General features: G+C 54.1%; 11 protein-coding genes. 3 read left to right on the forward strand and 8 right to left on the reverse strand.

What is annotated here, in order from left to right:
* Positions 1–2: 2 nt before the first annotated feature.
* The 3 genes from CWS43_RS06690 to CWS43_RS06700 all read right to left on the reverse strand — a co-directional run bounded on the left by CWS43_RS06690 (position 3) and on the right by CWS43_RS06700 (position 3,160).
* Positions 3–1,013, reverse strand: a complete 1,011-nt coding sequence (locus tag CWS43_RS06690; RefSeq protein ID WP_101076136.1) for an aspartate-semialdehyde dehydrogenase — start codon at positions 1,011–1,013, stop codon at positions 3–5.
* Between the two features lie 128 nt (positions 1,014–1,141).
* Complete coding sequence (gene pdxB / locus CWS43_RS06695) at positions 1,142–2,269, reverse strand: 4-phosphoerythronate dehydrogenase PdxB (RefSeq protein ID WP_101076137.1); 1,128 nt, start codon at positions 2,267–2,269, stop codon at positions 1,142–1,144.
* Positions 2,270–2,368: 99 nt separating this feature from the next.
* Positions 2,369–3,160 (reverse strand): helix-turn-helix domain-containing protein, encoded by a 792-nt coding sequence (locus CWS43_RS06700; RefSeq protein WP_101076138.1) that lies wholly within the window; start codon positions 3,158–3,160, stop codon positions 2,369–2,371.
* A gap of 127 nt (positions 3,161–3,287) precedes the next feature.
* On the opposite strand from CWS43_RS06700, the gene CWS43_RS06705 reads away from it, so the two are divergent.
* Together CWS43_RS06705 and flk are read left to right on the forward strand one after the other, a co-directional pair.
* On the forward strand, positions 3,288–4,184 hold the full coding sequence (locus tag CWS43_RS06705; RefSeq protein WP_101076139.1) for a DMT family transporter: 897 nt from the start codon (positions 3,288–3,290) through the stop codon (positions 4,182–4,184).
* Positions 4,185–4,436: 252 nt separating this feature from the next.
* Positions 4,437–5,486, forward strand: coding sequence for a flagella biosynthesis regulator Flk (gene flk / locus CWS43_RS06710; RefSeq protein ID WP_101076140.1), 1,050 nt, complete (start codon positions 4,437–4,439; stop codon positions 5,484–5,486).
* Here flk and CWS43_RS06715 read toward each other — a convergent pair.
* A complete protein-coding gene (locus CWS43_RS06715; protein WP_101076141.1) occupies positions 5,483–5,938 on the reverse strand; it encodes a rhodanese-like domain-containing protein in 456 nt (151 codons plus the stop codon). The genes flk and CWS43_RS06715 overlap by 4 nt on opposite strands.
* Positions 5,939–6,038: 100 nt before the next feature.
* Here CWS43_RS06715 and CWS43_RS06720 point away from each other — a divergent pair, with 100 nt between their 5' ends.
* Positions 6,039–7,514, forward strand: coding sequence for a PLP-dependent aminotransferase family protein (locus CWS43_RS06720; protein WP_232776713.1), 1,476 nt, complete (start codon positions 6,039–6,041; stop codon positions 7,512–7,514).
* Here CWS43_RS06720 and CWS43_RS06725 read toward each other — a convergent pair.
* The 4 genes from CWS43_RS06725 to fabB form a co-directional block, all read right to left on the reverse strand.
* Positions 7,507–8,631, reverse strand: coding sequence for an SLC13 family permease (locus CWS43_RS06725; protein ID WP_101076143.1), 1,125 nt, complete (start codon positions 8,629–8,631; stop codon positions 7,507–7,509). The two genes, CWS43_RS06720 and CWS43_RS06725, sit on opposite strands and share 8 nt — an antisense overlap.
* Positions 8,632–8,794: 163 nt before the next feature.
* A complete protein-coding gene (locus tag CWS43_RS06730; RefSeq protein WP_101076144.1) occupies positions 8,795–10,270 on the reverse strand; it encodes a PepSY domain-containing protein in 1,476 nt (491 codons plus the stop codon).
* Between the two features lie 88 nt (positions 10,271–10,358).
* Complete coding sequence (locus tag CWS43_RS06735) at positions 10,359–10,832, reverse strand: DUF2946 domain-containing protein (RefSeq protein WP_101076145.1); 474 nt, start codon at positions 10,830–10,832, stop codon at positions 10,359–10,361.
* A 228-nt stretch (positions 10,833–11,060) separates the two neighbouring features.
* On the reverse strand, positions 11,061–12,281 hold the full coding sequence (gene fabB / locus CWS43_RS06740; RefSeq protein WP_101076146.1) for a beta-ketoacyl-ACP synthase I: 1,221 nt from the start codon (positions 12,279–12,281) through the stop codon (positions 11,061–11,063).
* Between the last annotated feature and the right edge of the window lie 67 nt (positions 12,282–12,348).

A 12,348-nucleotide genomic window follows, 5' to 3' on the forward strand; every position in this document is an offset into this window, starting at 1 on the left:
AATCAGTACCAGTACTCATTGATCAGCTTTTCGGCCGTTTCAACCGCCATCAAAGCTCCGCCGAAACGCACATTGTCTGCGACGGACCAGAATTGCAGTAACTCAGGAATACCGTAGTCATTGCGGATGCAGCCAATGCTCAGATTGGCGTTACCGGATGCATCACTGACCTGTGTCGGGAAATCATCTTCATCGCTGAGATTGATATCATCGATACTCTCAAGTTCTGTGCGCGCTTCTTCAGCAGACAGCGGGCGCAATCCTTCGAGATGCACAATCTGCGCATGACCATAAAATACCGGTGACTGCACGCAACTGACGGAAATTGGCAGGCCATCGTCTTGCAGGACTTTACGAACCTGATCGACCAGACGACGTTCCTGACGAACGCTGCCTTCTTCATCGCTCACCAGCGGTAACAGGTTAAACGCCAGTTGCTTACTGAAAATGCCTTCTTCTGCCGGAATGCCGTTGAGCAGACGGGCGCTTTGCCCGGCCAGATCGTCCACGGCGGCTTTACCCAGAGCAGAAACGGACAGCAGCGAAGTGACGTGCAGGCGGGAAAGCCCGGCCTGTTCGGTCAGCGGTTTGATTGCGGTCAGAAGCTGGCTGGTCAGGCTATCAGCAACGGCAACAATATTGCGGTTGCGGTAATGCGACAACGCATCAGGGTTTACGCCCGGCACCACTAAAGGAATATCGTGTTCAAGCGAGAACAGGCCGCTGCTGTCGATCACCAGGCAGCCCTGGTTTGCCGCTTCTTCGGCATATAATGCAGAGGCTTCGTGGCCTGCAACAAAAAACGCCAGCTGAACCTGCGACCAGTCAAATTCGGACGCCTGCTGTACGCGCAGGCTTTTGCCATTAAAGCGCACCGTCTGACCCGCACTGCGTTCACTGGCCAGCGGGAAGAGCTCACCAACCGGGAACTGACGATCAGCCAATAATTCCAGTAACGCATCACCGACTGCGCCCGTCGCGCCAAGCAGCGCAATATTCCAGCCATCAGACATGTTGGTATTCTCCAGAAAATAAAAGTACAAAATACAAGGGGCGATGAATAATCACCGCCCGGCTTTCAAATAGTTATCGCATCACTGTAAGCGAAAAAGCTTAAGGCCATGTTAAGGCGAGGCTCAAATCAGCCCAACTGGCTGTTGAAACCCAGTTTTTTCAGCGTTTCTGCGGTTGCGGCATCGTCGCAAATCACGCGTAAAGATGACCACTCGCGGCGCTCCTCATAAAACTTGCGCAACTTGTCGAATTCACCCGGTTTACCGGCGACACGGCGTAAAGGCCGGTCATCGCGGCGCACATCATACACTAAGTGGATAAGCCGCAGCAGTTTGGCTTCGCTGAGCGCACCGCGTAAGGTGACTTCAGCAAATTCCGGCGCTGGCAGCAGGGATCCCAGCGTCACGGTTTGCGGTTGTCCGATAAACTGGCTGAAGGCTTCGAAAACCTGCGTGGTGCCACGCGCTTTCCCTTCCAGGCTGTAACCGGCGATGTGCGCAGTCCCGATGGCGACTTTATCCAGCAATGCCAGCGATAAATCCGGTTCCGGTTCCCAGACATCCAGCACGGCGGTCAGTTTTTTGCTTCCGTTCAGCGCATCAAGCAGCGCGGCGTTGTCCACGACCTCCCCCCGGCAGGCATTGATCAGAATGCGGTCAGCAGGCAGACGCGCCAGTAAATCCGCATCGACCAGATGATGCGTGGCATATGGGCCTGACATGTTCAGCGGAGTATGGAACGTCAGAATATCGGCTTCGGCGACCAGCTTTTCCAGCGGCCAGAATTCACCGGCGTCACCGCGATCGGCGCGGGGTGGATCGCAAAGCAACGTGCGGATACCCAGCGCTTCCAGACGGGCGTTCAGGCGCGAACCGACATTGCCCACACCGATGATCCCGACCGTTTTACCACGCAACTGAAAACCATCGCGCTGGGCAAGGATCAGTAATGAAGAAAATACGTACTCGACCACGGCAATGGCATTACAACCGGGCGCGGCTGAAAAACCGATCCCCTGCGTGGCCAGCCAGGCATCATCAACGTGATCGGTGCCCGCTGTCGCTGTTCCGATAAATTTCACCGGTTTTCCCGCCAGCAAACTTTCGTTCACTTTGGTCACAGAACGCACCATCAGCGCATCAGCGTCGTTCAGGGCATCTTGTGGGATAGGACGGCCAGGAACAGCCAGCACAGTGCCTAACCGGCTAAAAAGCTCGACGGCATACGGCATATTTTCATCAACCAGGATTTTCACGTTTGTCTCCGGCAGCATGGCCTAAAGAAAGAATAGAAAATAAAGAGGGCATCAATTTTGCCACGATACAGGGCAGATCCCAACTTTCAGGGCACAGGTTTACCTGTCATTGCGAAAACGCTGCGGCGTGGTGCCTGAAATTTGCTGGAACATAGCAATAAATGCCGAAGACGAACTGTAGCCCACATCAAGTGCGACTTCATGCACGGTTTTCCCCTGCTCCAGCAAAGAAATGGAATGTAAAAAACGCAGGCGCTGCCGCCATTCCGCGAACCCCATTCCCAGTTCCTGCACGCATCGTCGCGACAGTGTCCGCTCGGTGGTATACACCCGCGTTGCCCATTGCGCCAGCGATGTGTTATCCGCAGGATTTTTTTCCAGCGCGGCCAGTACCGGAGCCAGCAACTTATTTTCGGACATCGGTAAATAAGTGTCCTGACGGGGTGCCAGACTGATTTGATCCAGTAATACACGGCACATGCGCAGATCCGCTTCAGTTTGCGGTTCCGTCAGGTTTCGTGAGAAGCAATCATCAGCGATCGCGTTGAAAATGGCTGTCGGCGTCAGCAGGCACGGGGCGGAAGGTAAATTTTCATCCAGATCAGGCGCGATATCAATGGCACAAAAGCGCGTCTCTTTGCGGTTGTAGCTGGAATGCTGAATCCCGGCGGGTAACCAGATGGCGAATTCGCGCGGTGCCAGATAACGTTGCCCGGCCACCATCATCGCCAGAACGCCGGATTTCACGCAAATAATCTGGCTCCACGGATGAGAATGCTGCACGTATTCAGAATTCCCTTCGACAATCTCACCGCGAAAAAGCAAAGTTAACGGCGTTTTTTCTGGCAGGGGCGGGTAATATCGGGGCAGAGAAGAACGGGGAAGTGACATAAAAACCTTTGTCTGTGAGCCATACCGGGATTGTCAGAATTGCGCGAAGTATTGTCTGATTATCGTTATATATAACGAATAAGACAACCGTACACTGGCGTGACGATTTACTTAGGGATGATTTTTAATGAATGTACTTTTTCCGTTGCTGGCTGTACTGATTTGGTCGCTGAATGCGGTGGTCAGTAAAGCATCAGCAAGTGCGATAGATCCGGCAGCGATCTCCTTCTACCGCTGGCTCCTGGCTTTACTGACGCTCACCCCGTTCATCCTTCCCGGCTTGTTACGCAACCTTCGGACGGTAAAACAATACGGATGGAAACTGCTGATCCTCGGTTTGCTGGGGATGGTGCTGTATCAGAGCCTCGCGTACTACGCCGCGCACAGCGTCAGCGCGCTGTTCATGGGGATCCTGAACTCACTGATCCCGCTGCTGACGGTGCTGATTGGGCTGTTTGTCCTGAGTGTTGTTCCTACTGTCGGCGTGGCTCTGGGCAGCGTTATCTCGTTCGGCGGGCTGATCTGGCTGGTCAGCGCGGGGGATCCGACGCAGTTACTACAGCATGGGATTGGCAAGGGCGAGCTGATGATGTTTGCCGCGTCAGCGTCGTATGCACTTTATGGTGTACTGACCAAGCGCTGGGCAATTCCGTTACCTAACTGGCAGTCTTTGTATGTGCAGATTATTTTCGGCGTTTTACTGTTGCTGCCTAATTTCCTGATGGCAAACGACGTCAGCCTGAACGCACACAATATCCCGCTGGTGCTTTTCGCAGGGATCCCAGCCTCTATCATCGCGCCTTTTTTATGGATCCAGGGGGTTATTCGCCTCGGAGCTAACAAAGCCTCCATTTTCATGAACCTGTCTCCCATTTTCACCGCTATTATTGCCGTGCTGTTTTTGCATGAACAGCTGCACAGCTACCATATTATCGGCGGTGGAATAACACTTGCCGGGGTGGTTCTGGCACAACGTCTGCGCAAACCGCTGTTTGCACGCCAGGACGCTGACACTCAGAAATAAACCCGTTAACCGTTCCGCCACCTCCACAAAAGAAGGTGGCGAACTGCTGTTTTCCACTTTCGCGCTCCGCCAGACATTTTTACCCGTCGTTTTACGAAAAAATAACCTCAGGAATCTGAAGCTGCCTGCTATTCACGGTGTCGATTAATACACTTTACAGGTATGATGAGGCGCTTCCGCGCTCTGCGCCGTGCTTGCAACTTTTAACTGAAGTTCAAGTGATATTTTAAATTTCCAGCGAAGGACGGTGATATGCAACCTTTGAGCGGCCCGGGCATGCCGGTTGGCGACAACAGAACACAACCACAGGGGCAGGCTGTTCCGGCTAAATCAGGGGCTGAGCTTCCGTTAACGCCGATACAGCGCACTACGCTGGAAAAATTGATCGTTAAACTGATGGCGCTGACGCCCATCAAATCAGCCGAAATCTGGGCCAACCTGCGCCATGACCTTTCCCTGCCTCACGGTGCGGAAATCACCTCACAGCAGTTCCCGCAGGCCGAAGCGCTATTGCAAGGGAAACTCGTGCAGGCACAGGACAGCCATGCCTCACGCCAGCTGATGCTACAACTGACAGATCTGTTGCCGCAGGGCAACAATCGTCAGGCCGTCAGTGATTTTATCCGACAAAATTTTGGCCATACCGTTCTGAGCCAGCTGACACATCCGCAGTTGCAACAAGTGCTGGATCTGATTCAGACACGTCAGATGAATATTCCACAACCGCAGCAGACGCCGGTCACCGATCGCCCTTTGTTACCTGCTGAGCATAATAACCTTCAGCAACTGGTCACCCGTCTCAGTGCAGCCACTGGCGAAGCACCGGTCAAAGTCTGGCATGAGCTGTTTACGCTGGTGGGTGTAAAAGTTGGGGAGCCGATTCCGGCGAAGCATTTCCAGTTACTCAGCCAATTTATGCAGGTGAAAGCCTCACTCAGCCAGCAAACCAGCGCACCGACGCTGACCACATTGCTGAGTGTGCTCAAACAACCCGCCAGCACGCATGAAATTCATCAGCTGACGGAATATGCAGAGAATCATTTCAGTGCAACATTATCCACACCGCTGAATCAGGCGCAGGTCAGTGATCTGATTGGCGTGCTCTTCAGCCAGCGGGTTGACCGTTCCCCGCGGGCAGAAGATACCGACGATACATTCACAACGGTGGCACGCACCGATCCGAAACCGATTATGAATCCGTTCATCGCGATGTTGCCGCCTTCCATGCAGGCTGCTGGCGGCAAACCGTTGCTGTTCATTGCGTTTGTCGTCGTCGTCTTCCTGCTTTGGATGCTTTTTTAAGCGCAACCACAATCGTCCGGAGCATGTTCCGGCGAATAATTCCCGCGTTCTTCCCCCGTTGCCAGCGGGTGTTGATCGCGGATCCAGAAATCCAACCCGCCGATCATTTCTTTCACGCGGAAGCCCAGCTTCGCCAGTTTGTACGCGCCCTGCGTAGAACCGTTACAGCCAATCCCGTCGCAATACGTCACATACACCAGGCCTTTATTGAGGCCACGGGTGCTTTCCGCCGTCATATTTTTATGCGGAAAACTGACCGCACCGGGCACATGACCGCGCGCATAATGTTCAGCAGAACGGGCATCAATAACCACAATGCCGGTCACGCCATTTTGTAAATCGGCTGCCACATCAGCGGCATCGGTATAAAAGCTCAGCTTTGACTGCAAATAGGCTGCGCTGACTTCAGGAGAAGGCGGTTCGTAAGCCAGAACATAAGACGTCTGTGACATAAAATTTTCCTCTGCAATTTACTGTGTTGAAAACAGGTTCATCATCTCTGTTTTTGGCCTTATGATTAATACCAATTATCGTCTATCAATAAGACCCATTATGGCTACCCAGCCTCAACCGTCAGCACTGATTACTCTTTTTGAAAACGCGGGCGAAATGTCCGGCCTGCGCGACCGGCTTTGCGCGGTTGTTCGGAAAGCGATTAATACCGGTACGCTGGCCGCCGGGCAGCGGCTTCCCTCTTCTCGAACGCTGGCCGCCGATTTGAAGCTCTCACGCATTACGGTGGAAGCGGCCTATGCACAGATAGAGGCCGAGGGGTATTTACAGCGCCAGACCGGAAAAGGCACGTTCGTCAGCCAGTCGCTTCCCCGCCCTTCTGTGCCACGTGCAAGCGCTAATGCACCCGCAAAACTCTCCACGCTTTCATCGCGTGGCCGGATCATTGTGGCGACCGGTGGTTGCAGCGATCCGCAGTTCCCCACGGCTTTTGCCGCAGGATCGCCCGATTTACGCGCATTTCCGATGAAAATCTGGAAGCAAATCACCGCTAAACAACTGCGCATGCACGGCGAACGATTGTTCGGGTATGGCGATCCACTGGGATATTTGCCCCTTCGCCAGGCGATTGCCGGATATCTGCAACAGTCGCGCGGCGTGCTTTGTACAGCTGAACAAATCATGATTACCACCAGCTCCCAGCAGGCGCTGCAACTGCTGTCGATGTTGCTGATTGATCCCAACGATACGGTCTGGCTTGAAGAACCCGGTTATCCGGGAGCCCGTAATGCATTTACCAGTGCCGGTGCGCGCCTTTGTGCGATTCCGGTGGATGCGCATGGCCTCAATCCCGCTGCCGGCTCTCCTTCGCCGCGCCTGATCTATCTGACACCTTCTCACCATTACCCCACCGGCGTGAGCCTGACTTTGCCCCGCCGCCTGCATTTGCTGGATTATGCAAAACGTCAGGAAAGCTGGATCATCGAGGACGATTACGACAGCGAACTGCATTACGACGGACGCCCGCTTCCGGCCATGCAGGGGCTGGATAAGCATCAGCAGGTTATTTATCTGGGCACCTTCTCGAAGGTTTTATTCCCGTCGCTGCGTCTGGCTTATATCGTGCTGCCTCCGTCACTGGTCGCACCGATGGTGACGCTGCGCACCGTCAGTGACGGCCATTCTTCACAGCTGATGCAGGCGGTGACGGCCGAATTTATGCAAAGCGGCCATTTCGCCTCGCACCTGCGTCTTTCCCGCCAGCTTTATCACAGCCGCCGCGATCATCTGCTGGAGCAAATCCGGCAAAAAATTGACTGGCTGACCCCGCAGGTTGCCGCCGGAGGCTTGCAGCTTGCGGCGCATTTGCCCGCAGGACAAGAGCAGCGGCTCAGCGCACTGGCCGCAAAAGCGGGTGTTGAAACACCGCGCCTTTCACCGTTGTTTCTCAATCAGCACGAAACGCATGTGCAGCATCGTGATGGCTGGCTTCTGGGCTTTTCAGCCCTCACGCCCGCTGAAATCACTTCCGCCGTTAACCGGCTGGCCGCTATTGATACCGGCGCGATCAGCTGATTAACGGGAGCAGGAACCAGCCTGCAAGTCCGCTGAACAGCAGAAACGGGAAAGAGTAAAAGTGGAATTTCAGCCAGATCTTCCGGTCATTCGCCATGCGTAATGCAATCAGGTTAGCCAGCGATCCCATTGCCAGGCCAAAGCCACCGGCGTTCACGGCGTAGGCGAGCAACGGGCCGGAAGGCAGATAGTTGATCATCAGGATTGTCGCCGGAACGTTGCTGATCACCTGAGATAAACCGATGCTCAGCAAATAATGTCCGTAATCCGGCAGTCCGTTAATTCGTGCAAAGACCGGCTGTAAAACGTCTAACCCGACAATCAGACGCACATCGATAAACATCACGATAAACACCAGAATCAGCGGCCAGTCGATCCGCAGCAGAACTTTTCGCGCCAGCAGCAGAAAACACAAAATCACCGCGAGCAATCCGTACAGCGCCAGCCCCAGATCCACGCAGGCTATAAACACGACATACAACACACCGCAGCTGGCTAAAAGGCGTTTCTGAAACGGATAGCCCTGATTGTTCGCCGTTTTTTTAAGGCTGCGCGACGGGAAGCAAAAACCGGTGACAATCAGCAATGCGGCAAGCGTTACCAGCGCCAGCGGAGCCATCTGCCCGATAAAATGCAGGAATGACTGGCCGGATTTATTCCATAAAAGGATATTTTGCGGATTGCCAATCGGTGTCAGTAATGAGCCCGCATTCACCGCCAGTGCTTCGAAAATGATCAGCCGCGTAACCGGCAGCGACGTCAGTTTTTTCAACGTAATCGTCAGCGGGATCACGATAAACAGCGCGACGTCATTGGTCATAAAGGTGGAAAGCACGGCGGCAGCCGTGACCAGAAACAACGCCAGCCTGCGTTCGTTGTCGATGGCGTTAATCATTTTGCGACCAACAAAATCGAAATAGCCGCTGACTTCAACGCCTTTGGTCAGCATCAGCAGGCCGAGTAAGGTGATGATGGTATCCCAGTCGACGAACTGCGGAAACTGCATGATTTTCTCAGTCTGGAACAGCGTCAGGACGACGCCCAGCAACACCAGAAGATGCAAAAACCGGTCGCGCAGAAAGGGTTTAAAAACTGTGCTGAAAGCTGTTGTAAGCATGGTTTTTCTTAATTAAAAAAGCCGGTTATCCGATGCGCTGACGTTACCCGAAGAAATTAATCGCTGCCACTCCAAAAGTGATTTCCCCGAGGCATCGCGCAAATAAAAAAACGGCGGTGCAAATATTGCACCGCCGGAAGGATATTCACCCCAAAAAAATATTTCAGCTCAGGGCTGAGGCCGCTTTAAGCGCCTTTTTCTGACGCTGCCAGCGCAAGATATCAATGAGCAGGAAGATAACCAGGCTGCCGCCCATGACCGGCAATGAAATCGCTAACCCTAAAGTGACCAGCACTATCGGACATTGCAGGGCAAAAGGCACACGTTTCCAGGTTTGCAACAAGGTGATGGCCGGGCTGCTGCCGACATCCCCCTGACGACGCAACCACCACAACCGGTATCCCCAGGCGATCATCGCGCAAAGCCCGGTGCCAAAGGCAACCAGAATGACCTGATTCCAGATGCCAAACAGGATGCCCATGTGAGCGTCAACGCCCCAACGCGTGAGCTTCGCCAGCAACGGGAAATCCGCAAAACGCACGTGATCGGTAATCTGCAATGATGCCGGATCGACGGAAACCGCATCAACCTGTGTTGGCCAGCTGCGGTCAACTTCCGTCACCGTCCACGCTTTACCGGCGGTATAAGCCGGGCGGATTTCTATCCGGCGCGCCTCAATACCTGATGCCCTGGCCGCCTGAACAACACCATCGAAAGTGAGCGCGGAAACCGCCACGGCAGCCGGTGCGGCAGGCATCGCATCACCCGACATGTCCATACCGGGCATATCCGGCATGTCAGCCATGTGCGCATGATGTTCTGCATGTTCATCCACCGGAGCGGCCACCGGCTCAGGAGATAAACTGGTTTTGACCGCCGGTGTCATCCAGCCCATATGCGCACGCAGAACACCGATATTGTCCCCTGCCCACTGCGACCACGTCAGCCCCGTCGCGGAAAAGAACAACAGCCCGGCCAGCAGAATCACGCCCAGCGTGCTGTGCCAGTGGCGGCTGCGCTGCTGCTTTGCAATTTTTTCGCTCAGCTTGCGTGGCGCATGGGGTTTTCTGCGACCGGTGAACCAGAGAACAATGCCGCCCAACGCGGCTACCCATAACCACGAGGCGGCCAGTTCACTGTACACGCGGCCAATATCTCCCAGTAACAGCCCGCGATGTAAGTCATCCAGCCAGGTGCGGAACGGCAAAATCCCGCTGGTTCCGTAAACTGTCATATCGCCTTTTACCGCCAGCGTCACCGGGTCGATGAATATTGCCCGGCTTTTGGACGCGCCCAGTTGCGGATCCGAAAACATCACCCGCGTGGTATCTCCGCGTTCCGGCGCGGGTCTGACGGCATAAATTTTTGGATTTATCCCCGCCACTTTTGTCGCCGACTCTATCTGGCGTGAAAGCGGCTGTGATGCGCCCTGTGAACCGGTAAACAGCGCGTCCGCGTACAGGTAATTTTCGAACTGCGGCGTCAGCACATACAGCGTGCCGGTCAGCGCAGCGACGAAAATAAACGGCCCGACAAACAGACCAATATAAAAATGCAGACGCCGCAACAGGGCGAGAAACGCGGTTTGTGCAGGCAGTTTTTCCCCCGCGTTTGCACGCAGGTTTGCAGGCTGGTTCATAAATCTGATTTCCTGAATTTCAAATAGCACATCGCTAACGCCGAAAAATCGTCGTTAACCTGAAAAGGAATGGCTTAAAAAGTGAATATCAGGAAACAGGCGGGGCGCGGGGTTGTGAATCGGTAAAGAACAGCGAAGGAACAGGACGTTGCCTGAGAGAACGCGGAGGCGCGCGGCTGGAAAGCTCCAGCGACCAGAGCATCGGCATGGCCTGTAAACCGAGCAGCGGTAAATGCGCCAGCAGCACACAATAACCGCAGGCAGCATCGCTCATGTCTCCGGAAAGCAACCCTTTCACGGTGTCATGTTGCGCCGTTTTACAGGCTTGCGGATGGCAATGTTCACCTGATGTTTCGGTGTCTGACAACGCCATGTCAGCCATTTCCCCGTCCGGCATGTCCATATCGGACATCACCATTCCGGGCATCATCATGTGCTGCGCACCCTCAGCCACCAGTGATTTAGAAACCACCGGTGCGATAAACAACATCAAAATCGCCACAATACCCAGCCAGGCCGGGAAGTGCCGATGTCGGTGATGAAGGCGTTGGAGTGAGAGCATTATGTCAACAAGGTGAAAATAATAAGCGGCGAAATTGTACCTGAAATGTTGGATTAGATATCCAAAATCATTCGAGTTGCATCAAGGCGGCAAGTGAATGAACCAGGGAGCTTACTGAAGTAAGTGACCGGGGTGAACGAACGAAGCCAACGCAGAGGCGGCTTGAAGGATGAAGGATATAAAAAGCCCGCATTAAGCGGGCTTTAATTTATGGCTTAACGACAGGAGTTATTTGTCGTTTTTCAGCTTACGCATCACCAGAGTGGCGTTGGTGCCACCGAAGCCGAAGCTGTTGGACATCACAGTCGTCAGCTCGCGCTGAGTCGGTTTAGTGATGATGTCCATGCCTTCTGCCTGCTCATCGAGGTTTTCGATGTTGATGCTTGGCGCGATGAAACCGTGTTCAGCCATCAGCAAGGTGTAGATAGCTTCCTGCACGCCCGCGGCACCCAGAGAGTGACCGGTCATGGCTTTAGTGGAAGACAGTGCCGGAGTTTTGGAACCGAACACTTCACGGATTGCACCCAGTTCTTTCACGTCGCCGACAGGGGTAGAAGTCCCGTGAACGTTAACGTAATCGATTGGGGTATCCACGCCGTTCATTGCCATTTTCATGCAACGCACTGCGCCTTCGCCAGATGGAGCCACCATGTCTGCGCCGTCAGACGTTGCGCCGTAGCCAACGATTTCTGCGTAGATATGTGCGCCACGTGCCAGAGCGTGTTCCAGCTCTTCAACCACGACCATACCGCCGCCGCCTGCAATGACGAAACCGTCACGCGCTTTGTCGTAGGTACGGGAAGCTTTTTCAGGGGTTTCGTTGTAGCTGGTGGACAATGCGCCCATCGCGTCAAATTCACACGCCATTTCCCAGCACAGTTCTTCACCGCCACCGGCAAAGACAACGTCCTGTTTGCCGAGCTGAATCATTTCTACCGCGTTACCGATGCAGTGAGCAGAGGTTGCGCAGGCAGAGCTGATGGAATAGTTAACGCCACGAATTTTGAACGGGGTTGCGAGGCAGGCAGAAACGCCGGAAGCCATCGCTTTGGTCACCATGTAAGGGCCAACGCCGCGCAGGCCTTTGGCACGCATGCCGTCTGAACCCGCAACCTGATTGCGTGGAGAACCGCCGCCGGAACCTGCAATCAGGCCGGTACGTTCGTTAGAGACCATTTCAGGGGTCAGACCGGAGTCTTCAATCGCCTGTTGCATGGAAAGGTAAGCGTAGATCGAGGCATCACTCATGAAACGCACAATCTTACGATCGATAAGGCCTGCGGTGTCTAATTTGACATCACCCCAGACGTGACTACGCATCCCGGCATCTTTCAGCTCTTGCGAGAAGGTGATCCCAGAGCGACCTTCCTGCAGAGATGCAAGAACTTCCTGCTTGTTGTTACCGATGCTCGAGATGATACCCAGGCCAGTAATCACTGCACGTTTCATTTAATACCTCTTGTACTATTCACCATTTGGGATTTCGTCACGCACTCTAGCGTACAGTTGTACGCCG

Origin of the sequence: Rahnella sp. AA (assembly GCF_002834385.1) — a bacterium.
Lineage (GTDB): Bacteria > Pseudomonadota > Gammaproteobacteria > Enterobacterales > Enterobacteriaceae > Rahnella.

What these genes read in the sequence shown, in the direction of transcription:
- CWS43_RS06705 (WP_101076139.1), top strand. Translation starts at nt 3,288, where the DNA reads ATGAATGTACTTTTTCCGTTGCTGGCTGTACTGATTTGGTCGCTGAAT.
- CWS43_RS06700 (WP_101076138.1), bottom strand. Translation starts at nt 3,160, where the DNA reads ATGTCACTTCCCCGTTCTTCTCTGCCCCGATATTACCCGCCCCTGCCA.
- CWS43_RS06725 (WP_101076143.1), bottom strand. Translation starts at nt 8,631, where the DNA reads ATGCTTACAACAGCTTTCAGCACAGTTTTTAAACCCTTTCTGCGCGAC.
- flk (WP_101076140.1), top strand. Translation starts at nt 4,437, where the DNA reads ATGCAACCTTTGAGCGGCCCGGGCATGCCGGTTGGCGACAACAGAACA.
- CWS43_RS06735 (WP_101076145.1), bottom strand. Translation starts at nt 10,832, where the DNA reads ATGCTCTCACTCCAACGCCTTCATCACCGACATCGGCACTTCCCGGCC.
- fabB (WP_101076146.1), bottom strand. Translation starts at nt 12,281, where the DNA reads ATGAAACGTGCAGTGATTACTGGCCTGGGTATCATCTCGAGCATCGGT.
- CWS43_RS06720 (WP_232776713.1), top strand. Translation starts at nt 6,039, where the DNA reads ATGGCTACCCAGCCTCAACCGTCAGCACTGATTACTCTTTTTGAAAAC.
- CWS43_RS06715 (WP_101076141.1), bottom strand. Translation starts at nt 5,938, where the DNA reads ATGTCACAGACGTCTTATGTTCTGGCTTACGAACCGCCTTCTCCTGAA.
- CWS43_RS06730 (WP_101076144.1), bottom strand. Translation starts at nt 10,270, where the DNA reads ATGAACCAGCCTGCAAACCTGCGTGCAAACGCGGGGGAAAAACTGCCT.
- CWS43_RS06690 (WP_101076136.1), bottom strand. Translation starts at nt 1,013, where the DNA reads ATGTCTGATGGCTGGAATATTGCGCTGCTTGGCGCGACGGGCGCAGTC.